This window comes from Paractinoplanes durhamensis (genome assembly GCF_016862175.1).
Lineage (GTDB): Bacteria > Actinomycetota > Actinomycetes > Mycobacteriales > Micromonosporaceae > Actinoplanes > Actinoplanes durhamensis.
Genome location: NZ_BOML01000021.1, coordinates 23,423 through 42,515 on the forward strand (window position 1 = coordinate 23,423; position 19,093 = coordinate 42,515).

A 19,093-nucleotide genomic window follows, 5' to 3' on the forward strand; every position below is an offset into this window, starting at 1 on the left:
CCATGGCTCACCTCTTCGAGATGCGCGGACTGCGCAAGTCGTACGACGTGGTCAAGGCACTCGCCTGGGACGACGCCACCACGGTGACGGTCGCACCCGGCCGGGTCCTCGGGCTGGCCGGCGAGAACGGGGCAGGCAAGTCGACGCTGCTCGGCGCGATCGTCGGGTCCGTCGCCCTCGATGCGGGTGAGCTGCGCCTGGACGGCGCGTCGTACGAGCCGCACGGCCCGTTCGACGCGCTGTCCAAGGGGGTCGCGATGATCCCCCAGGAGACCCTGCTGTCGCCGACCCTGACCGTCGCGGAGAACGTGCTGCTCGGCCGGGAGGCCGAGTACACCCGGTTCGGCGTCATCAATGGCCGGCGGCGGGACCGGCTGGCCCGCGAGGCGCTCGGCCTGGTCGAGCTGGACATCGACCTGCGGGGCATGTGCGGGTCGCTGGTCATCGAGCACAAGAAGATGATCGAGCTGGCCCGGGCGCTGGCGGCCCGGCCGCGGGTGCTGCTGGTCGACGAGACGTCCAACGTGCTGTCCCGCGACGGCGCCCAGATCCTGTTCGACCGGATCGCGAGCTTCGCCGCCGCCGGTGGCGCGGTCGTCTTCGTGACCCACCGGCTCGACGAGATCAGCACCTACTGCGACGAGGTCACCGTCCTCAAGGACGGCAAGGTGGTCGCCACCCACCCGACCGGCGAGGTGAGCGAGTCCGACATCGCGCACCTGATGGTCGGGCGGGAGCTGGAGGGCGAGATCAGCCATCTGGAGGCGGCCCGCTCCGAGCCGGGCGAGGTCGTGCTGTCGGTGCGGGCGCTGCGCCCGGCCGGGTGCGCGGAGTTCAGCCTCGACCTGCGGGCCGGCGAGATCGTCGGGATCGGCGGGCTGGTCGGCTGCGGCGCCGACGCGGTCGCGCGTACGCTGGCCGGCGCCCTGCCCGCGGCGGCCGGGCGGATCGTCCTGAGCGGAACCGACGTCACCGGCCTCGGGTTGCCCGGCCGGATCGCGGCCGGCATCGCCTACGTCCCGAAGGACCGGGACGACGAGGGGCTCCTGCTCGGTGCGTCCATCCGGGACAACATCGCGCTCGGCAGCCTCGACCGCTACAGCCGCGCCGGGTTCATGGCGCTCAGCGCCGGTTCGGCGGCCGCCGAGGAGCAGATCAGCGACCTCTCGATCAAGGCCGGGAGCCATCGCACCCTGGTCAGTCAGCTCTCCGGCGGCAACCGGCAGAAGGTCCTGCTCGGCCGGTGGCTGCACCGCGACGTGCCGGTCCTGGTGCTCAACAACCCGACGCGCGGCGTCGACGTCGGCGCCAAGACCGAGATCTACCGCCTCCTCGAACACGCCCGGGCGGCCGGCAAGGCGATCGTGATCGTCTCCGACGAGCTGCCCGAGCTCCTGCGCCTCTCCGACCGGGTCCTGATCATGCGCCACGGCGCGGTCACGACCGAAGAACACCGGCCGCTCCCGACCGAGCAGCAACTCATTGGAGCGATGTTGTGACGAACGCCCTGGCGACCCTTGCGCAACCGCGCCGGTTCAAGCCGCAGCTCCTGGTCCCGTTCGCCGCCCTGATCATCCTGTTCGTCTTCTTCTCGATCCGGAACGGCGAGACCTTCTACGCCGCGTCCAACCTGACCGTGATCCTGCAGCAGACCGTGGTGCTGGCGATCGTGGCCTACGGCCTGACCTTCGTGATCGTGTCCGGCTCGATCGACCTGTCGGTCGGGTCGGTGGTCGCGCTGACCGGCGTCATCACCGCCACCCTCACCGCCAGTCACAACCAGTGGCTCGCGATCCTCGCCGCGCTGGCCGTCGGCGTGCTGGCCGGCCTGGTCAACGGCGCGGTGTTCGCGTTCGGCAAGATCCCGTCGTTCATCGTGACGCTGGGCATGCTCCAGGTGGCCCGCGGCCTCACCCTGGTGATCAGCGGCGGCGCCGCCAAGCCGCTGCCGTTCGACGGGTTCCTCGGCAACATCGGCCTGATGCCCTGGATCCTCGTCGCCGGCGCGGTGGTCACCGTGATCGCGGCGATCCTCTTCCAGTTCACCCTGTTCGGCCGGCGGGTTCGGGCGGTCGGCGGCAACGAGCGCGTCGCCACCCTGGCCGGCGTGCCGACCCGCCGGATGAAGATCTACATCTTCGCCTTCTCCGGCCTGATGGCCGGCATCGGCGGCATCGTGCTCGCCTCCCGCCTGGGCACCGGCTCACCGACCGCGGCCACCGGTTTCGAGCTCGACGTGATCGCCGCGGTGGTGATCGGCGGGACCCCGCTGACCGGCGGACTCGGCCGGATCAGCGGCAGCCTGGTCGGCGCGATCATCATCTCGATGCTGGCGAACGGCCTGGTCCTGATGGGTGTCGACGACGCCGCCCAGCAGATCGTCAAGGGTGTCGTGCTCGCCGCCGCGGTCTTCGTCTCCCTCGAACGCGGCAAGATCGGCATCATCAAATAACGGCTTATAAAAGCCTAAAAGCAAGGATCAAAAACATGTCTGAGGATGTACGCGTCGGGATCATCGGCGCCGGAGCCATCGTGCGCCTGTCGCACCTGCCCGCCATCGCCCGCGTGCCCGGCGTTCGGGCGGTCGCGATCGCCGACCCCGACTCCGACCGGGTGAAGGTGCTCGCCGACGAGCACGACGCCACCGCCCACGCCGACTACCGCGAGATGATCGCCGCCGGCGGGCTCGACGCCGTCCTCGTCGCCACCCCCAACCACCTGCACCGTGACATCGTCGAACACGCCACGGCGGCCGGCCTGCACGTGTTCACCGAGAAGCCGGTCGCACACACCCTCGAGGACGCCCTCGCGATCGAGCGCGCCTGCACCGCCGCCGGCGTGGTCACCCAGACCGGCTTCAACCAGCGGTTCCGCGAACCGGTCCGGCTCGCCAAGCAGGGCATCGCGGCCGGTGTGGTCGGCGACGTGCTGGCCTTCCGCTCGGTCTACTCCGAGTCGCATGCGGTCTACCCGGCCGCCACCGGCTACCGCTACAACCTCGCCCAGTCCGGCGGCGCCTCCATCCTCGACCTGGCCATCCACCGCATCGACCTGGCCCGCCACCTGGTCGGCGACATCGTCGAGGTGTGCGCGACCATCGACCACGCCACCATCCCGCACCCGGCCGACGACAACGTCTTCCTGCTGCTGCGCTTCGCGAGCGGCGCCACCGGCGTGATCAGCGCCGACCGTTTCTCCCCGCAGGTGTCGAACGCGACCGACCTCTACGGACCGACCGGCACCATCCACGTCTCCAGCGAGACCCGCAACCCGTTCCAGTCGGTCCCGCTCGCGTTCTCCAGCCTGCTCCCGCACGACCAGCTCCCGGCCGACTTCGCCAACGCGGACTGGCCGTCGGCCTGGTGGCTCGACTACACCCCGGGCAGCTGGGTGAGCATCACGCCGCCCCGGCTGAGCCCGTACGACGCCGAATGGGCCGCGTTCGTGGCGGCGATCGGCGGCACCGTCGACCCGGACGTTCCGACCATCGGCGACGGCGTACGCGCCCAGGAGATCGTCACCGCCGCCTACCGCTCGGTCCGCGAGCACCGGTGGGTGTCCCTGCCGCTCGAGGACCCGGCCGAGCCCATCCCCAGCTACTCCTGAGAAGGACCGCGCCGTGTACACCTCTTTCCACACCGCCACCCTGCACGAGCTTCCGGTCGTCGAAGCGGTTGACCGGATCCTCGCGGCCGGCTACGACGCCGTGGAGCTGAACGCCGAGGAGCTGCCGTGGGCCCGGGCGCACGTCGGCCCGGACACCACCGCGGAGGTGCGGGCCCAGCTGCGGACCCGCGCCATCTCCTCGATCGCCGCGCACCGCGCCGACCTGGCGTCGCCGAACCCGGCCGCCCGCGCCGGGGCGGTGGCCTGGACGATCGCCCTGCTCGACCTCGCCGTCGACGTCGGCGCGCCGGTGGTGCACGTCATCCCCGGCGACCAGCCCGACGTCGGCACCGGCCTCGGCGCGGTCAGCGACCCGGGTGACCTGCCGTCCTTCGTCACCTCCCTGCGCGAGTTGGTCGCGGCGGCCGGCGCGCGCGGGCTGACCCTCGCGCTGGAGCCGATCGTCAACCAGCTGGTCGCCACCACCGACCAGACGCTGGCGGTCCTGGAGCTCGTCCCCGGCCTGCGGGTCAGCTTCGACCCGTCGCACCTGCAGGTGACCACGCACGACGTCGCGGACGCCGCCGACCGGCTCGGCCCCTACGTGGCGATCGCCGCGATCAAGGACGCCACCGGCGACCCGGCCGACTTCAAGTTCCTGGCCCAGGGCGCCGGCGACGTCGATTTCCCCGGCATGGTGACGGTGCTGCGCCGGCACGGCTTCGACGGCGCACTCGTCGTCGAGCACGAGGCCCACCTCTTCGGCGACCCGCGCGGGCCCGGCGCGGTGGTCACCGAAAGCCTGCCGCCGGCGCGCGAGCTGGCCAGATCACAGCAGGTCGGGTCACAGCAGGTCGCGTAGCTGCGCGGCGAAACCCTGCGGGTCGGTCAGCGGACGTCCGGCCCGGGCGGTCCGGTCACGCCGGGTGGGTGGTTGATCCAGCCAGCTTGCGTACGCCTGGAGCAGCCCCGGATCGTGCCGGGGCCGGGCATAGGGCCGGAAGACCGCCGGGACGGCATCGAGCCGGGCCGCCGCGAGGATGTCGTCGACGGCCGTGATGCCCGGCGGCGGCTCGTCGAGGATGAGCAGATGGTGGGCCCGGTAGGCGGCGGCGAAGGCCTCGGCCAGCGGGGCCGCGGTGGCGTGCCCGACGACGACCGGCGCCCGGTGCAGGCCGAGGTCGTCGACGAGCTTCGCGAGCTCCCCGGCGACACTGTCCACCCGGCAGCTGTCGCGGCGCGGGGAGTCGCCGTGCCCGGGCAGGTCGGGCGCCACCACGGTGCAGCGGGGCGAGACCAGGTCGGCGGCGGCCGGCCACCACATGGTGCGGTCGAAGAGCAGGCCGTGCAGCAGCACCACGGGACGGCCGAACCGTCCCCACCGGTCGTACACAAGCCTGGATCTTGGTTTTCCGGTGATGTGGAGGGTGCGAAGGGGTGGCTGTGGATGCATGCGGATCCGCTTTCTGCATGACGGACACGGACACACGCCGGTGTCGCCGCAGAGATGCGGAACGCGGGCGCGGGTGGGGCAGCCGGAAAGCGGCGGCTGCTATACCCGCAGGACGCTCGATGAAGTGATCTTGATGCTGAAGAGGACCGGTTCGCCGAAATCAGCGGGGACCGGCGCCGGATCGGGATCGGGCGCGACGATGCTCAGCAGCGTGACGGCGGTCGCCGGGCGCAGGCGTTTGCTCAGCCTGGGCGCCCGATCGTTGCCGTGCTCGTGCACGTCGACCGAAACCTGGCTCGCCGCCTCCGGAGCGTGATGCGCGCTGCCCGCGGAGACCACCACCGTGGCGCCGAGCGCCAGCACCAGCATGACTGCGGCCACGAGCGCGGAGACACGCGAGCGGCCGGTCCGGATCATCGGACAAGAGTACGCGGCGATTTTTGTGGTATTCCGAACGTATGTCAGAGGCCCGCCGGTTCGTCGTTCAGCGCCACCGGGCGCGGCGGCTGCACTACGACTTCCGGCTTGAGCTCGACGGGGTCCTGGTGAGCTGGGCGGTGCCGAAGGGCCCGACGCTCGATCCGAAGGCGCGCCGGGGTGCCTACCACGTCGAGGACCATGCGCTCGACCACGCCGGTTTCGAGGGGCGGATCCCGGCCGGGAAATACGGCCGCGGCGACGTGATCGTCTGGGACAACGGCACCTGGGAGCCGCGCGAGGGCGACGATCCGGCGGCGGCGCTGGCGGCCGGCGAGCTTCACTTCGATGTGTACGGCGTGAAACTGCACGGCCGATTCGTCCTGAAGCGCACCAGTGGCGACGACTGGCTGTTGCTGCACAAGGGCGACGAGCATGCGGTGCCCGGCTGGGACGCCGAGGACCACCCACTGTCGGTGCTCAGCGGCCGCACCAACGACGAGGTCTAGACCATCGCGGGCAGCGGAGTCCTGGTCAGCCCCGCGCAGTAGTCGAGCAGCGCCTCCTGGGCGTCGACGTCCCGGGTGACCGGCGCCGGTTCGAGCGGCCGCCGGTGGAAGAAGTATTCGCCGGTCACGTCGGCCGCCGCATCGTCCGACACGGCCAGCCAGGCCTGCGTGATGTGGCCCTGGTCGAGGTCGTCGGTCGCGCCCTCGCCGCCCATCCGGGTCGGCACCCAGCCCGGCTCCAGCGCATTCGACCGCACCCGCGGCCACAGCCGGGCCACGCCGAAGGCCAGCAGAACATCGAAGAGCTTGCTGTCCGAGTACGCCTGCCGGCTGCGCCACCACCAGCGGTTCCTCCACTGCGGATCGCCCAGGTCGGCCGAACCGCGCTGGTGCATCCCGGACGACAGGTAGACCAGCCGGTCCGGCGGGGTGATCAGCGCGGTCAGCAGGTACGGCGCGAGCACGTTGATCGCGAACAGCCGGTTGAGCCCGTCGGCGGTCACCGCCCGCCGCTCGGCGTAGCCGACCCCCGCGTTGTGGATGACCGCGTCGAAGCGCCCGCTCGCGTTGGCCTGCTCGGCCACCCACCCCATCTGGTCGATCGAGGACAGGTCCCCGACGAGCACGTCCTCGGCGCCGGGCAGGGCCGCGCGGGCGTCCATCGCCCGTCGTTCGTTGCGGGCGTGCAGGACGACGTTATGCCCGGTTCGCACGAGGAGCTGGCCGGCCATGAGGCCGAGCCCCTGGCTGGACCCGGTGATGAGGATGCGTGCCATGAAGATCGATTTGCCCACGCGCGTGGCGAATCGAACTGTGATCCGCACCGCCCGCCGTTTTTTCTACAAGGGGGGCGCCGCGCTGCGCCGGCGGCTGCGGAGCAGCTCGATGCCGACCGGGACCACCGAGATGACCACGATGCCGATCAGGATCAGCTCGATGTTCGACTTCACGAAGGCGACCTGGCCGAGGAAGTAGCCGAGGATCGTCACCCCGCAGCCCCACAGCGTTCCGCCGATCACGTTGTAGAGCAGGAATGTCCGGTAGTGCATGTGGCTCGCCCCGGCCACGATCGGCGTGAACGTGCGGACGATCGGCACGAAGCGGGCGAGCACGATCGACCGGGCGCCGTACTTGGCGAAGAAGTCCTTGGCGCGGGTCAGGTTCTCCTGCTTGAACAGGCGCGAGTCGGGCCGCCGGAACAGCGCGGGCCCGAACTGCCGCCCGAAGAGATAGCCGAACTGGTCGCCGGCGACCGCGGCCACCGACACCAGCAGGCACATCAGCCAGAGCGGCTGGTGCAGGTAGGTGCCGTCGGCGACGAGCAGCCCGGCGGTGAACAGCAGTGAGTCACCGGGCAGGACGAAGCCGATCAGCAGCCCCGACTCGGCGAACACGATGGCCAGGATGCCGATCAGCCCGAACGTCGAGATCAGCCACTCCGGATCGAGGAACGACGGTCCCAGCGCTGATGTCATGCGCCTGAACCTACGTTCTGTAGGAGATGACTGCTCGTCGAGGCCGATTTCGTCACAGGTATCACCTACATTCTGTAGGTGTAAGTTGGTTCGATGTCGCGCCGTCCCCTGATCGTTGCCGCGGCTGCCGCCGTCCTCTTCACGATCCTCACCCTGCTCGTCGCCGTCCGCTTCGGGCCGCTGATGCGGGCGGACGCCGCGGTCAGCGGCGCCGCCCACGACATGGCGCTGGCCCATCCGGCCTGGCGGGCGTTCTTCGCCGCGGTCACCCGCACCGGCGGGCCGGCCGTGGTCTGGGTGGCCGGGCTGCTCGCCGGCCTCGTCCTGATCGTCCGCGGCCGGCGGCGGGAGCTCACGTTCCTGGCCGTGACCCTGCTCGGCTCGGCGTTCGTGCGGCTCCTGATCCTGAATACGGTGGCGCGCCCGCGCCCCGCCGGCCGCCTGGCCGCGGCGGCGGGCTGGTCGTTCCCGTCCGGCCACACCACCGGCTCGGCCACCGCGGCCCTGACCGCGCTCGTCCTGCTGTGGCCGCTGCTCGCCGGCCGCCGTTACCGCTGGGCGGTGGCCGCCGGCATCGGGACGTGGGCCGCGCTGGTCGGGATCAGCCGGGTCGCCCTGGTCGTGCATTGGCCCAGCGACGTCCTGGGCGGCTGGCTCCTCGCGGTAACGGTGGTCGCGGCCGCCCGTGGCCTACAGCCAGGCGCGGGCCAGGCCGACGAACGCGATGGTGGCGACGGCCATGGTCGCGGTGAAGGCCACGGCCAGGACGACGAGGCCGGCGAGCCGTCCGCGTCGCGGTGACGGGGCCGGCTCGGCGAGGGCCCGCACCCGGCGGACCGCCACGCCGCCGTCGATGCCCAGCGCCGGCCACGTCGGCACGGTGCCCAGCGCGGCCCGGGCCACCGCCTGGGCGGTGAGGTCGCGGTCGCCGACCTCGGCCGCGGCGTCCTCGTCGGCCCAGCGTTCGACCAGGTAGCCGACCGCCTCCCGGGCCGGCGCCAGCAGCGGGTTCACCGCGGCCGCCGCGGCCGCCACCATGACCAGCGCGGAATGCCGGTGCCGCAGATGGGCGCGCTCGTGCGCGAACAGCACCCGCCGCTCGCGCGGGCCGAGCAGCCGGAGAATCCCGGTGGTGACCAGCAGGTGGCCGGGCCGGCCGGGAACCGCGACCGCCATCGGCGCGGGCAGGTCGGCGACGACCAGGCCGGCCCGGGGCCGGCCGACCGCGCGCAGCCGCCGCACGGTGCCGAGACGCCGGTGCAGGTCGACCGCGAGCCGGGCCGCGCCGCCGAGCAGCAGCAGGGCCGCGACCAGCGCGATCGGCCCCGGCACCGGTTCGGGCGGTTCGAGGACGGGATGGTTGTCGAGCGTGCGCAGCGGCGGCACGTCGTCGAGCAGGGTCAGCGCGAGCAGGCCGAGCGACCAGACGGTGGCGAACCCGGCGACCGCGGCCACCGCGGTCAGCGCCCGGGCGGCGAGGGCGGGGGAGCCCCCGCGGGTCAGCCGGGGCGCCGCCCAGAACAGCGGCAGCGCCAGCAGCAGCGGCAGGTAGACGGCGACCGTCACGCCTGGTTCCGGAGGTGCTCCCGGAGGATGGCCATGTCCCGCTCGTCGAGCGTCGCGGCGAACTGCTGCAGCACGGCCTGCCGGTCGGCGCGGCCGGTGAGGACCGCGTTCATCTGCGCGGCGGCCGTGGTCGCGGCATCCTGGGCCGCCCAGTACGCATAGCTGCGGCCGACCTTGCGCCGCTCGGCGAGGCCCTTCTCGTGCAGCCGCACCAGGATGGTCTGCACGGTGTTGTAGGCCAGGTCACCGAGCTGGGCCTGCGCGTCACTCGGCGTGACCGGCGCCGCCGGCGAACCCTGCCAGAGCACCGCCATCACCTCGGCCTCCAGTGTGCCGGGCGCGCGGCGGCTGTCCTTCGTCATGGTCACCCAGTTTAGGGCGGCACCGATCGCCGTGGTGACCACGCCCGGCCGGGTCAGCCCCGGCCCGCGGCGTCTTCGAAGCCCTCCGAACGTACGGATATTGCCGCCCGCTTGCCGGTCAGCTCGCTTTTGATGGTGCGGGCGCTGCGCCGCATCCAGAAGATCATCCAGGTGACCATGCACACCGCGATCAGCGACGTCACGGCTTCGAACACTTCCAGGCGTACGCCGGAAAGCAGCTCTTTCGCCACGTAGGTGAGCACCGCACCGAGCCCTTGCCCATCTCCGTCAAACCCCTACATGCTGTAGGAGTTTGTCAAGAGCGCCGAAACCGACGCATGCTAGCTTCTACGGCTTGTAGGAGCTGAGTGATCGACTGGGGTGGTGCGCCGCGATGACGGTTGCGCTGGGGGATGTGCTGCTGGTGCTGCTGGGCGACGGCCCGGCCACCGCCTATGAACTGCGCCGCCGCCATGTCGAGACCTTCGGTGCCGGCGACAGCGTCGACATCGCCCGGGTCGGGCCGGCCCTCAACCGTCTCGAACGCCTCGGGCATGCGCGCACCGACGGCCTGCCCGGCACGCGCCGGCGATTCCTGCTGACCGAGGCCGGTGAGCGCCGGCAGCGCACCTGGCTGCTGGACGTGCGCGACGACGTGTCGCCCGAGGAGATCCGGATCCGCGGGCTGCTCGCGGTGGCGGTCACCGACCGGGCCACCTTCGACACCGTGATCGGCTCCTGCCTGGCCGTTCTCGAGCTCCAGCAGATCCGGGCCCGGGCCGAGGCCGGCGGTTCGCTCATCTCGGTCCGGCACGCCCGGCACGCGCACGAGGAGTTGCTGGTCGCGGCGACGCTCGACTGGCTCCGCGGCCTGCGCGCGGGCCGCCGCCTGCGCGACGTCGCCCCCTCCGCCTGAGCCCGCAGCTCACCGAGCGAAAGCGCTGGCGCCTGGTCGAGGCCGATAGCTTCCCGGTCGCCCATGCCGAGGCGCTGGCCGCCGCCATCCCGCACGCCCGCCTGGAGATCGTCCCCGGCATGGGCCACGTCCTCTCCGCCCCGGGCCTCCCGGAGCAGCTCGCCGACCTGATCGCCGAGGCCGATCAGTCGAGAGCTGCGCGGGCCAGGGCGGGTGCCTCCGTCCCGGCCAGCAACCAGCCGCCGGCGTAGCCGAGGAGCGGCAGGCCGACCACGATCGCGAGCAGCTCGGCGATCGGCGGCTGATCGAGCCAGTGCAACTCCTGGTGGTACCAGGCCAGCATGGCCAGGTAGGCGACCGCCGTGCCCAGCACCCCGCCCAGCAGGGCGAGGGCACCGGCGGTCGCCGCGGTCAGCGACCGGCGGACCCGGCGCGGCGCCCCGGCCGCGGTCAGGGTGCGCAGGTCGCGGGCGCTCTCGCTGCGGATCAGGCCGACCGTCATGGCGAGCACGCCGAGGGTGACCGCGATGCCGGTGCCGGTGGCGTAACGGGCCAGCCGGATCGCGTCGGCGCCGGTTGGCCGGGTCTCCAGGGAGAGGCCGGCGGCGCGGGTCTGCTCCTCGGCCCGGTCGATCCGCTCCTGGGTCAGCGGCTGCGGCGTCTGCACCAGCCAGCCGACCGTGGCCGGGGTCAGGTGCAGCGCCTGCACGGCGTGCTCGGTGACGAGCGCGACGGGCAGCGACGTGTAGACGGGCAGATCCGCGTGCTGCACCTTCGGGTCCCAGCCGTCGTGCCGGCCGGGGACGAGCTCGAAGTCGCTGATGTCGGCCAGGCTGGTCAGGATGTCGGTGTCGGCGGCGATGCCGGCCGGGTCGATCCGGTAGCGGCTCAGCAGCTCCGGGGTGGCCAGGTACAACGTCACGAGGGTCTCGCTGCTGAAGCTGGTGTCCCCGGACGAGTCGGTCTCCGGCGGCCCGATCTGCGACACCGGCCGGCCCTCGTTGCTCCGCGGCGCGTTCGCGTCCCGGACGGCGACCAGCGGCAACACCGAGCTGCTCCCGAGGTCACGGGCGATCGCGTCGGCCTGGAGCTTGCCGGTGTCCAGCTGTGCGGTGGTGAGCTCGGGGACCGGGCCGGCGGTCCCGTGCTCGGACACCCAGACGATGAGCTGGTCGGCCGGCAGGTTGCCGCCGGTCGGCGTGGTCGCCTTGGCCACCGACACGGCGGCGCCCAGCGCGATGACCGCCGCGATGCCCACGGCCAGCCCGATGGCGGCCAGCGCCGCGCCCGAGCGGGCCCGGTAGCGGGCCAGGTCACGCAGGGCGAGCCGAGCCGCGACCGGCGCGAACCGGGCGAGCCGGCCCAGCGCGGCGATGCCGAGCGGGGCGAGCATGAGCAGGCCGAGGGCGGTGGCCAGCACGCCGCCGACGATGTAGAGCGGCCGGGTCTGCCGGGCCAGGACGAGCGCGCCCAGGCCACCGGCGAGCAGCACCACGCCGAGGGCGGCGAACCGGTGCGCGGGCCGCGGCGGCATCGGGCGGGCGGACAGGGCGGCGACGACCGGTACCCGCGCCGCGGCCCGGGCCGGCCACCAGGCGGCGCCGATCGCGGTCACGATCGCCAGCAGCACCGCGCCGGCCACCGGTAGCCAGGGCAGGTCGAAGCGGTCGATACGGCGGCCCAGCAGGGGTTCCAGGGTGGGCGCGAACGCCATCCACACGACCAGGCCGGTCACCGCACCGGCGACCGCGCCGACCGTACCGACGACCGCGCCGTTGGCCACCATGACCAGCCGCAGGTGCCGCCGGCTCGCGCCCATCGCGCCGAGCATGCCGAGCGCCCGCATCCGGCGCTGAGCCATGACGGTGAACCCGGCCACCGCGAGCAGCCCGACGAACAGCAGCCCGATCGTGGCGAGCGCCAGCACCGGGACGGCCGCGAGAGTCTCCGGGGTGCGGATCTGGCGGGACAGCCGGTCGGGGTGCGGTTTCGCGTCGAACTCCGCCGCACTCGCCTTGATCAGCACGTCCACCTGGTCGGGCGCGGTGATCTGGCCGGGCGCCACGAGGGCGAACCGGCTGCGCAGGTCGAGCGGGTTCTCGACCAGGCCGACGACCCGGCGCTGCCGGCCGGCCTGGTCCCAGGTGCCGCCGACGCTCAGGTGGAAGATCGCGGCGACCTGCTCGGTGATCGCGACCTCGTCCGCCCCCTGTGGATAACGGCCGGAGAGCAGGCGCAGGGTGGGCGCGCCGTACGGCCCGTTCGGGTCCTGCGCGCGCAGGTCGACCGGGTTGGCCGAGCCGGGGACCGCAACCGCCTGGTGCTCGATCACGTCGACCGTGCCGAACGAGGAACGCAGCTGATCGGCGTCGGCTTCGGCCTGCGCGCCGGTGCTGCCCAGCGTCAGGGCCAAGTTGGCGGTGCCGAACGTCGCCTCCTGGGTGCCGACCGCGTTGGCCGCGATCGCCAGGCCGGCCGTGGTGCCGGCGACGGCCAGCAGCAGCATGGCCAGCACCAGTGCCTGCTGTCGCCATTCGCGGCGGAACAGCCGCCACGCCCAGCGCAGCACGGCCCGCCGGGCGGGCATCCCGCCGTGGCCCCGGCCGAGGTCGACCGGCCGTTCCTCGACCGCGACGCTCATCGGGCCGGCTCGCCGGTCAGCAGGGAGTCCGGGCCGGGGCGGCCGGCCGTGCGGTCGACGATGCTGCCGTCGCGGATGAACACCACCCGGTCGGCCCACGAGGCGAGCTGCGCGTCGTGGGTCACCACCACCGCGGCCATGCCCCGCTTGCAGGCGGTCAGCAGAAGCCGCATCACCGCCTCGCCGTTGACCGAGTCGAGGGCGCCGGTCGGCTCGTCGGCGAGCAGCAGCCGGCGGTCCCCGACGATGGCCCGGGCGATCGCGACCCGCTGCCGCTCGCCGCCGGAGAGCTGATCGGGGAAGTGCGACGCCCGGCCGGCGAGCTCGAGCCCGTCGAGCGCGCGCAGCCCCTCCGCGCGGGCCTTGCCGGCCGAGATGCCGTCCAGCTCCAGCGGCAGAGCGACGTTTTCCACCGCGGTCAGGCCCGGGAGCAGGTTGAAATCCTGGAACACGTAGCCGATGGCGCGCCGGCGCAACCGGCTGCGATCGTCGCGGGACATGGCCGACAGCGGCCGGCCCGCGATGCGGACCTCGCCCTCGGTCGCCGACTCCAGCGCCCCGGCGATGGTCAGCAGCGTGCTCTTGCCGGAGCCGCTCGGGCCCATCACCGCGATCATCTTCCCGGCCTCGACGGTCAGGTCGACGTCGCGCAGGGCGTGCACCTCGTCGGCGCCGTCCCGATAGGTCTTGGACACCCCGCTCATCTCCAGCACGCCGCTCATCGCCGCGCCCCTGCCCGGCGCCGGATCGGTGCGGCTGCCTTGGCCGGTGCGGGTGGCTCCAGGGCGGCCCGCTTGAGCCGGCCGTCGGCCATGTCGAGCCACCGGACGACCGAGTCGAGCCGGTAGAGCTCGGCGTCGACCACCAGGGCGAGACCGAGATCGAGGTCGCCCTCCTCGTCCTTGAGCCTGGTCCACTGCTGCATCAGCTCGATCAGGTGCCGCCGGTGGGTCTGGATCACCTCGTGCACGTCGATGCCGGGCAGCCGGGTCGCGACCAGCACCTTGATGACCAGCTCGTCGCGGGGCGGCGCGGACAGGTCGGGCGGCGTGCGCAGCCAGCCGGCCAGCTCCTCGGCGCCGCCCGGGGTGATCCGGAAGGTCTTCTGCGGGCCGGGCTCGGCATCGTCGTCGGACTCGACCAGGCCGTCGCGCTCGAGCCGCTGCAGCGTTGTGTAGACCTGGCCGACGTTGAGCGGCCAGACCTCACCGGTGCGGGCCTCGAACTCCTCGCGCAGCTGAAGACCGTATTTCGGGCCCTCACTGAGCAGCGCCAACAACGAATGCCGGATGCTCATGGCGTCACCAAACTCGGTATCATGCCGAGTAGAATACTCAGTATTCTCTTTCTGTCGAGAGTGGATCCGATCGGCGATCAGCCTGGCGGGTGGTCCTTCAGCAGGCGGCGCAGCAAGTCCTCGTCACCGGGGTTGAGCGAGTCGACGAAGCGGCGCAGCACCGACGCGTGGTCGTCGGCGTCGTTCAGCAGCGCACCCATCCGCCGCGCGGCCATCGAGGCGCGGTCGGTCAGCGGCGAGTACCGGAAGGCGCGGCCGTCCCGGTAGCGGGCGGTCAATCCTTTCCCATGCATCCGGGTCAGGATCGTCACGACGGTGCTGTAGGAAAGCGGAATCGAGGCGAGCAGAAGCGCCCGCACGTCGCCGGGCGTCAGCGGCCGAGCGGCGTCGGTGAGCACGCCGAGCACGGCCGCCTCCAGTTCGCCGGATCGGCGGCGACTCGGTCGCTGATCTTGCGCCGGCACGCGGCCATCGTACGTCCGGGTCCGTGTGACCCGCGCCACTCCGGTGCTCGCCGGGGTGGCGCTGGGCGGGTGACGGGCCGCACGGTCAAGAATTTGGCCGGCACTTAACGCTATGGTCTGGTGCCCGGATCGGCCACTTCCTTCTCGGGACCGGACGAAACGGATCAGACGACCGCATGGCACTTCTGGAGCTTTCCTACGGCCGATTCGTCGCCGTCCCCCGATGGTGGGCCCGGCCGCCGGCCGTGGCCGCCGCGCTCGCCGCCGTGCTCAGCCTCGCCTGGGCGATGTGGCTGGCCCGCGACGCCGGTGACCTGGCCGCCCAGTATGCGTGGACCGCGTTCGTCCGCCAGCACCCCGGGTCGGCCTACAACCTGTCCTGGTACGGCGGCATCCACCCGGCGTCGTACAGCGTCATCTCGCCGTACCTGATGGCCTGGCTCGGCGTTCGCACCACCGGCGTCCTCGCCTGCACCGCCAGCGCCGCCCTCGGCGGCATCCTGCTGGGCCGGGTCGGCATCCGGCGCCCGATGCTGCCGGCCCTGTGGCTGGCGGTCGCGCTGTGGTGCAACCTCGCCGCCGGCCGGGTCACCTACCTGCTCGGCATCGTGTTCCTGCTGCTGGCGGTCGTCCTGATGGTGGGCCGGCCGCGGCCGGTGGTGGCGGCCCTGCTCGGCGCGGTGGCCACCCTGTGCAGCCCGGTCGCCGGCCTGTTCATCGAGGTGCTGGCGGCCGCGCTGTTCCTGACCGGCCGGCGCCGGCACGCCTACCTGCTCGCGGCCGGCCCGCCGGTGGTGATCGGCGCGACGTCGCTGCTGTTCCCGTTCTCCGGCGTGCAGCCGTTCCCCTGGTACGCGGCCCTGTTCACGGTCGCGTCCGCCATCGCGGTCGCCGTCCTGGCCCTTCCCGAGTGGCGGATCGTGCGCGCCTGCGCCTGGGTCTACGCCGTCGGCGTCACCCTGTGCTGGGTGCTGCCCACCCCGATCGGCAGCAACGTCGAACGGCTCGCCCTGCTGGCCGGCGCGGCCGTGCTGATCTGCGCGGCCGCCCAGCGCGAGCACGGCGGCCGCCGGCAGATCGCCACCTACCTGGCCGCCTCGGTGCTGGCCGGCTGGACGCTGCTGCAGCCGGTCGGCGACCTCGCGCACGCCTCCACCCCGGAGGCGGCCACCGTCGCCGACGCCCAGCCGCTGATCACCGAGCTGCAGCGGCTGAACGCCGAGCAGGGCCGGGTCGAGGTGGTGCCGCTGCGCACCCACTGGGAGGCGGCCGGCCTGGCGCCGCACGTCAACCTGGCCCGGGGCTGGAACCGGCAGGCCGACGTCCAGCGCAACCCGCTCTTCTACGACAACACGCTGACCGCGGCGTCGTACCGCACCTGGCTCCTCAAATGGAGCGTGGGCTACGTCGTGCTGCCCGCCACCGAGCCGCCGGACAGCGCCGGCGTCGCCGAGGCGGCCATCATCACGGCCGGCCAGGTGTGGCTGCCGCTGGTGTGGTCGGACGCCGACTGGCGGGTCTACCGGGTGGAGGGTGCCGCCCGGCTCGCCTCCGAGCCGGCCACCGTCACCTACGCCGGACCGGCGTCGATCACCGTCGAGCTGCCCGAGGCCGGGTCGGCCCTGCTGCGGATCGCCTGGTCACCGTGGCTGGCGATCCAGGGCTCCGACGACGACCTGACCCCGCGCGCCTGCCTGGCCCAGAGCGGTTCGTGGACCGAGCTGGTCGCCCCGGCGGCCGGCTCCTTCACGATCGAGGCGAACTACTCGCTCGACCGCGGCACGCCCTGCCCGACCGACTCCGACGCCCCGTAGGAGGCTGCCTCGCGGGCACCGCGGTCGGTCACGTAGACCATGAGCGCGGCCAGGCCGGCGATCACCGCGGCGGCCAGGATGTCGCCCGGGTAGTGCACGCCGCACCAGACCCGGGCGAGGCCGATCAGCGCGGCGGCGGCGGTCAGGGCCATTCCGGCCCGCCGGTCGAGGAACAGCCACACGCCGAAGGCCAGGGTGAAGGCGGCGGTGGCGTGGTCGCTCGGCAGCGACACCCCGGGTGCGTGCGGGATCAGCTGGTGGACCGCGTGGTCCTGGAACGGGCGCATCTCCCGGCTGGCGTGCGCGAGCAGCTGCGCCAGCCCGAACGCGAGCCCGAGCGTCACGCCGAGGCCGGCGACCGGCCGGATCCGGCGCTGGAGCAGGGCCCGGCCGGCGACCACCGCGGCGACCGCGAAGACACCGAAGATGAGGTAGGTCGCGGCGAATTGCATGACATGGTCGACGGCCGGCCAGCGCCCGGCCGGCCCGTTGATCGCCTGAAACAGTTCGTAGTTCACAGCGGTCACCCTGCGGAACAACCGGTAAGAATTTGCTGAACATCAGGCCGGCCGCCGGTACGGGCTGACCCGCACCCGGCTGCTCGTCGCCCGGCCCCACCCGCTGATCGTCCGTTGCTCAGGATTCATGCCGACACGATGCGACCCGGGACCTGAACGGCCGCTGAAGCGATCAGAGCCGGCCGGGGAGGAGCCGGTGCTCGGCGAGCGGACCGACGGCGAGGCCGCGGGCCCGGCAGGTGGTCAGGATCGGCGGGAGGGCGCCCAGCATGGCCAGCCAGCACTTCGGGGCGGCGGACACGTCGCTGTCGTGCAGCAGGATGGTGCCGCCACCGTCGAGTTTGCGCAGCACGCTGCGGTAGACCGAGTCGGGCGTGCAGGTCGCGGTCCAGTCCCGGCCCCAGGTGGTCCACAGCACCGGCCGCAGGCCGAGCCGCCGGGACTCCAGCATCGCGGCGGTGTTCGCCACCCCGTACGGCGGCCGCCACCAGCGTGGCCGCGCCCCGGTGACCGCGGTGATCGCCGCGGTGGCCCGATCCAGGTCGTAGCGGGTGGCGGCCGGGCCGCGGCGGGCCAGCAGCCGGTGGTCGTACCCGTGCACGCCGATCTCGTGCCCGGCGTCGGCGATCGCCCGCGCGACCTCCGGCAGCTCCTCGGCCATCCGGCCGAGCAGGAAGAAGGTCGCCCGCACGCCGGCGTTGCCGAGGATCCGCAGCAGCTCCGGGGTGGCCTCCGGGTGCGGCCCGTCGTCGAAGGTCAGCGCCACATGGCGGGGGTCGCCGAGACCGGCCAGGCCGGGCAGCAGCCGGCGGCGCAGCGGCCCGATCGCCGCGATCGACGGCAGCGGGTGGGTGAGCGTGGCGAACGCGGTTCCGGCGAGGCTCATCGCGACACCGTCTCCCGGGCGATCGCCCGGACCAGGCCGGTGGCCTCGGCGGCGGTGGTCAGCGCCCGGTAGCGGGTCTGCTGCGCCTCGCCGATCCGGCCGTCGAACCCGGCGCGGAGGACCTCCCGCAGCTCGGCGGGGGTGCGCGGCCAGGCCGACAACCCGATGCGTTCGAGCACGGCCGCGTTGGCGGTGCCGTGCCCGGGCAGGCATCGGTAGCTGACCACCGGCACCCCGGCGGCGAGCGCCTCCATGCTGGTCAGCCCGCCGGCGTTGTGCACCACCAGGTCGACCGCGCGCAGCAGGCCGGCCATGTCGTCGATCCAGCCGAGCGCGATCGCCCGGCCGGTCGCGGCGATCCGGTCGCGCAGCGCGGTGTTCCGCCCGCAGACCACCACCGGCATCGCGTCGGTCGCGCCGGCCAGGTCGGCGACGGTGGTGTCGATGTCGCCGACGCCCCACGAACCGGCCACCACCAGGGCGAGCCGGGCGTCCGGCGGCAGCCCGTGCCGGCGGCGGGCCGCGGCCACCTCGGCGGGGGAGCGGGCCGGCCGGAAGGCCGGGTCGACGATCGGGCCGACCGCGGCGACCGGCAGGCCGAACAGGGTGCGGACGTGCTCGGCCGCGTCCTCGTTCGGCGCCAGGTGCAGATCGACGCCGGGCGCCACGCACAGCCGGTGCACCGACGGGTCGGTGAGCACCGCCACCGCCGGCACGGCGAGCAGGCCCGCCCGCCGCAACCGGCCGAGAGCCTGACTGGCCAGCGGATACGTGGAGATCACCGCGGTGGTGCCGGGGGTGACCGTGGCGAGCAGGCGGTCCCGGCAGGCCCGGTCGGACAGCCACGCCGCGGACCGGGCCGGGCCTGGCCTGCCCATCGCCCCCAGCAGCCGGCCCCAGCTCGCCGGGGCATACGCGAGCTGCCGGGCGTACGTCTGCTTGATGCTCCGTCCCCAGCCCGCCGGGAGCAGGTCGAGGAAGTCGAAGCGGTCGACCTCGGCGCCGGTGGCGCGCAGACGCCGGGTGATCTCGGCGGCGGCACCGTCGTGGCCGGCGCCGATGCTCGCCGACACGACGACGACCCGGCTCGGGGAGGTGACCGCCGTGGCGGTGAGTGTGCTCTGCATGACCGCAGAGAGTGAGGACGGCGAGCTGAGGAAACCCTGAAG

The 19,093-nt window shown here is 73.1% G+C and carries 22 protein-coding genes; 8 read left to right on the forward strand and 14 right to left on the reverse strand.

Annotated features, from left to right (window positions below; translation table 11 throughout):
• Positions 1-2: 2 nt before the first annotated feature.
• Genes Adu01nite_RS12130 through Adu01nite_RS12145 form a run of 4 tightly spaced genes read left to right on the forward strand, consistent with a single transcriptional unit; the run spans position 3 to position 4,468 of the window.
• Positions 3-1,499 (forward strand): sugar ABC transporter ATP-binding protein, encoded by a 1,497-nt coding sequence (locus tag Adu01nite_RS12130; RefSeq protein WP_203726716.1) that lies wholly within the window; start codon positions 3-5, stop codon positions 1,497-1,499.
• Positions 1,496-2,452 (forward strand): ABC transporter permease, encoded by a 957-nt coding sequence (locus Adu01nite_RS12135; RefSeq protein ID WP_203726717.1) that lies wholly within the window; start codon positions 1,496-1,498, stop codon positions 2,450-2,452. The genes Adu01nite_RS12130 and Adu01nite_RS12135 overlap by 4 nt, the downstream gene beginning before the upstream one ends.
• Before the next feature lie 35 nt (positions 2,453-2,487).
• Positions 2,488-3,606: a Gfo/Idh/MocA family protein gene (locus Adu01nite_RS12140; RefSeq protein ID WP_203726718.1), complete on the forward strand. Its 1,119-nt coding sequence runs from the start codon at positions 2,488-2,490 to the stop codon at positions 3,604-3,606.
• Between the two features lie 13 nt (positions 3,607-3,619).
• Positions 3,620-4,468, forward strand: coding sequence for a sugar phosphate isomerase/epimerase family protein (locus Adu01nite_RS12145; RefSeq protein ID WP_203726719.1), 849 nt, complete (start codon positions 3,620-3,622; stop codon positions 4,466-4,468).
• Here Adu01nite_RS12145 and Adu01nite_RS12150 read toward each other — a convergent pair.
• Together Adu01nite_RS12150 and Adu01nite_RS12155 are read right to left on the reverse strand one after the other, a co-directional pair.
• Positions 4,451-4,999 carry an alpha/beta hydrolase gene (locus Adu01nite_RS12150; RefSeq protein WP_203726720.1) on the reverse strand — a complete coding sequence of 183 codons (549 nt, stop codon included), beginning with the start codon at positions 4,997-4,999 and terminating at the stop codon, positions 4,451-4,453. The two genes, Adu01nite_RS12145 and Adu01nite_RS12150, sit on opposite strands and share 18 nt — an antisense overlap.
• A 159-nt stretch (positions 5,000-5,158) precedes the next feature.
• Positions 5,159-5,476 (reverse strand): hypothetical protein, encoded by a 318-nt coding sequence (locus tag Adu01nite_RS12155; protein ID WP_203726721.1) that lies wholly within the window; start codon positions 5,474-5,476, stop codon positions 5,159-5,161.
• A 41-nt stretch (positions 5,477-5,517) separates the two neighbouring features.
• Here Adu01nite_RS12155 and Adu01nite_RS12160 point away from each other — a divergent pair, with 41 nt between their 5' ends.
• Complete coding sequence (locus tag Adu01nite_RS12160; RefSeq protein ID WP_203726722.1) at positions 5,518-5,985, forward strand: DNA polymerase ligase N-terminal domain-containing protein; 468 nt, start codon at positions 5,518-5,520, stop codon at positions 5,983-5,985.
• Here the strand turns inward: Adu01nite_RS12160 and Adu01nite_RS12165 are convergent.
• Both Adu01nite_RS12165 and Adu01nite_RS12170 read right to left on the reverse strand, forming a co-directional pair.
• Complete coding sequence (locus tag Adu01nite_RS12165; RefSeq protein ID WP_203726723.1) at positions 5,982-6,761, reverse strand: SDR family NAD(P)-dependent oxidoreductase; 780 nt, start codon at positions 6,759-6,761, stop codon at positions 5,982-5,984. The two genes, Adu01nite_RS12160 and Adu01nite_RS12165, sit on opposite strands and share 4 nt — an antisense overlap.
• Before the next feature lie 63 nt (positions 6,762-6,824).
• Positions 6,825-7,460 (reverse strand): DedA family protein, encoded by a 636-nt coding sequence (locus tag Adu01nite_RS12170; protein ID WP_203726724.1) that lies wholly within the window; start codon positions 7,458-7,460, stop codon positions 6,825-6,827.
• A 93-nt stretch (positions 7,461-7,553) separates the two neighbouring features.
• Between Adu01nite_RS12170 and Adu01nite_RS12175 the strand changes: the two genes are divergently transcribed.
• Positions 7,554-8,261, forward strand: coding sequence for a phosphatase PAP2 family protein (locus tag Adu01nite_RS12175; protein WP_203726725.1), 708 nt, complete (start codon positions 7,554-7,556; stop codon positions 8,259-8,261).
• Here Adu01nite_RS12175 and Adu01nite_RS12180 read toward each other — a convergent pair.
• The 3 genes from Adu01nite_RS12180 to Adu01nite_RS12190 are packed head-to-tail and all read right to left on the reverse strand — an operon-like array spanning position 8,151 to position 9,651.
• Positions 8,151-9,026, reverse strand: a complete 876-nt coding sequence (locus Adu01nite_RS12180; protein WP_203726726.1) for a M56 family metallopeptidase — start codon at positions 9,024-9,026, stop codon at positions 8,151-8,153. The genes Adu01nite_RS12175 and Adu01nite_RS12180 overlap by 111 nt on opposite strands.
• Positions 9,023-9,388 carry a BlaI/MecI/CopY family transcriptional regulator gene (locus tag Adu01nite_RS12185; RefSeq protein WP_203726727.1) on the reverse strand — a complete coding sequence of 122 codons (366 nt, stop codon included), beginning with the start codon at positions 9,386-9,388 and terminating at the stop codon, positions 9,023-9,025. The genes Adu01nite_RS12180 and Adu01nite_RS12185 overlap by 4 nt, the downstream gene beginning before the upstream one ends.
• A gap of 53 nt (positions 9,389-9,441) precedes the next feature.
• Entirely contained in the window at positions 9,442-9,651 is a 210-nt protein-coding gene (locus tag Adu01nite_RS12190) for an FTR1 family protein (RefSeq protein ID WP_239132333.1), read from the reverse strand.
• 131 nt (positions 9,652-9,782) lie between these two features.
• On the opposite strand from Adu01nite_RS12190, the gene Adu01nite_RS12195 reads away from it, so the two are divergent.
• A complete protein-coding gene (locus Adu01nite_RS12195; RefSeq protein WP_203726728.1) occupies positions 9,783-10,304 on the forward strand; it encodes a hypothetical protein in 522 nt (173 codons plus the stop codon).
• 184 nt (positions 10,305-10,488) lie between these two features.
• Here the strand turns inward: Adu01nite_RS12195 and Adu01nite_RS12200 are convergent, their stop codons facing one another.
• From Adu01nite_RS12200 to Adu01nite_RS12215, 4 genes are all read right to left on the reverse strand, one after another.
• A complete protein-coding gene (locus Adu01nite_RS12200) occupies positions 10,489-12,945 on the reverse strand; it encodes an FtsX-like permease family protein (protein WP_203726729.1) in 2,457 nt (818 codons plus the stop codon).
• Positions 12,942-13,667: an ABC transporter ATP-binding protein gene (locus Adu01nite_RS12205; RefSeq protein ID WP_203726730.1), complete on the reverse strand. Its 726-nt coding sequence runs from the start codon at positions 13,665-13,667 to the stop codon at positions 12,942-12,944. Before Adu01nite_RS12205 ends, Adu01nite_RS12200 begins: the two co-directional genes overlap by 4 nt.
• Positions 13,664-14,242: a PadR family transcriptional regulator gene (locus Adu01nite_RS12210; RefSeq protein WP_203726731.1), complete on the reverse strand. Its 579-nt coding sequence runs from the start codon at positions 14,240-14,242 to the stop codon at positions 13,664-13,666. Before Adu01nite_RS12210 ends, Adu01nite_RS12205 begins: the two co-directional genes overlap by 4 nt.
• Before the next feature lie 77 nt (positions 14,243-14,319).
• Positions 14,320-14,706, reverse strand: coding sequence for a BlaI/MecI/CopY family transcriptional regulator (locus tag Adu01nite_RS12215; protein WP_203726732.1), 387 nt, complete (start codon positions 14,704-14,706; stop codon positions 14,320-14,322).
• Between the two features lie 176 nt (positions 14,707-14,882).
• Here Adu01nite_RS12215 and Adu01nite_RS12220 point away from each other — a divergent pair, with 176 nt between their 5' ends.
• Complete coding sequence (locus tag Adu01nite_RS12220; protein ID WP_203726733.1) at positions 14,883-16,520, forward strand: DUF8823 domain-containing protein; 1,638 nt, start codon at positions 14,883-14,885, stop codon at positions 16,518-16,520.
• Here the strand turns inward: Adu01nite_RS12220 and Adu01nite_RS12225 are convergent.
• The 3 genes from Adu01nite_RS12225 to Adu01nite_RS12235 form a co-directional block, all read right to left on the reverse strand.
• On the reverse strand, positions 16,469-17,038 hold the full coding sequence (locus Adu01nite_RS12225) for a phosphatase PAP2 family protein (RefSeq protein WP_203726734.1): 570 nt from the start codon (positions 17,036-17,038) through the stop codon (positions 16,469-16,471). The genes Adu01nite_RS12220 and Adu01nite_RS12225 overlap by 52 nt on opposite strands.
• 172 nt (positions 17,039-17,210) lie before the next feature.
• Complete coding sequence (locus Adu01nite_RS12230; protein WP_203726735.1) at positions 17,211-17,924, reverse strand: polysaccharide deacetylase family protein; 714 nt, start codon at positions 17,922-17,924, stop codon at positions 17,211-17,213.
• Positions 17,921-19,051 carry a glycosyltransferase gene (locus Adu01nite_RS12235; RefSeq protein WP_203726736.1) on the reverse strand — a complete coding sequence of 377 codons (1,131 nt, stop codon included), beginning with the start codon at positions 19,049-19,051 and terminating at the stop codon, positions 17,921-17,923. Before Adu01nite_RS12235 ends, Adu01nite_RS12230 begins: the two co-directional genes overlap by 4 nt.
• Positions 19,052-19,093: the final 42 nt, after the last annotated feature.

Excerpts from the sequence above, each read along its gene's own strand:
- Adu01nite_RS12210 (WP_203726731.1), bottom strand. The coding sequence starts at position 14,242 with ATGAGCATCCGGCATTCGTTGTTGGCGCTGCTCAGTGAGGGCCCGAAA.
- Adu01nite_RS12235 (WP_203726736.1), bottom strand. The coding sequence starts at position 19,051 with ATGCAGAGCACACTCACCGCCACGGCGGTCACCTCCCCGAGCCGGGTC.
- Adu01nite_RS12230 (WP_203726735.1), bottom strand. The coding sequence starts at position 17,924 with ATGAGCCTCGCCGGAACCGCGTTCGCCACGCTCACCCACCCGCTGCCG.
- Adu01nite_RS12170 (WP_203726724.1), bottom strand. The coding sequence starts at position 7,460 with ATGACATCAGCGCTGGGACCGTCGTTCCTCGATCCGGAGTGGCTGATC.
- Adu01nite_RS12160 (WP_203726722.1), top strand. The coding sequence starts at position 5,518 with ATGTCAGAGGCCCGCCGGTTCGTCGTTCAGCGCCACCGGGCGCGGCGG.
- Adu01nite_RS12165 (WP_203726723.1), bottom strand. The coding sequence starts at position 6,761 with ATGGCACGCATCCTCATCACCGGGTCCAGCCAGGGGCTCGGCCTCATG.
- Adu01nite_RS12220 (WP_203726733.1), top strand. The coding sequence starts at position 14,883 with ATGGCACTTCTGGAGCTTTCCTACGGCCGATTCGTCGCCGTCCCCCGA.
- Adu01nite_RS12130 (WP_203726716.1), top strand. The coding sequence starts at position 3 with ATGGCTCACCTCTTCGAGATGCGCGGACTGCGCAAGTCGTACGACGTG.
- Adu01nite_RS12195 (WP_203726728.1), top strand. The coding sequence starts at position 9,783 with ATGACGGTTGCGCTGGGGGATGTGCTGCTGGTGCTGCTGGGCGACGGC.
- Adu01nite_RS12185 (WP_203726727.1), bottom strand. The coding sequence starts at position 9,388 with ATGACGAAGGACAGCCGCCGCGCGCCCGGCACACTGGAGGCCGAGGTG.
- Adu01nite_RS12205 (WP_203726730.1), bottom strand. The coding sequence starts at position 13,667 with ATGAGCGGCGTGCTGGAGATGAGCGGGGTGTCCAAGACCTATCGGGAC.
- Adu01nite_RS12200 (WP_203726729.1), bottom strand. The coding sequence starts at position 12,945 with ATGAGCGTCGCGGTCGAGGAACGGCCGGTCGACCTCGGCCGGGGCCAC.
- Adu01nite_RS12175 (WP_203726725.1), top strand. The coding sequence starts at position 7,554 with ATGTCGCGCCGTCCCCTGATCGTTGCCGCGGCTGCCGCCGTCCTCTTC.
- Adu01nite_RS12140 (WP_203726718.1), top strand. The coding sequence starts at position 2,488 with ATGTCTGAGGATGTACGCGTCGGGATCATCGGCGCCGGAGCCATCGTG.
- Adu01nite_RS12155 (WP_203726721.1), bottom strand. The coding sequence starts at position 5,476 with ATGATCCGGACCGGCCGCTCGCGTGTCTCCGCGCTCGTGGCCGCAGTC.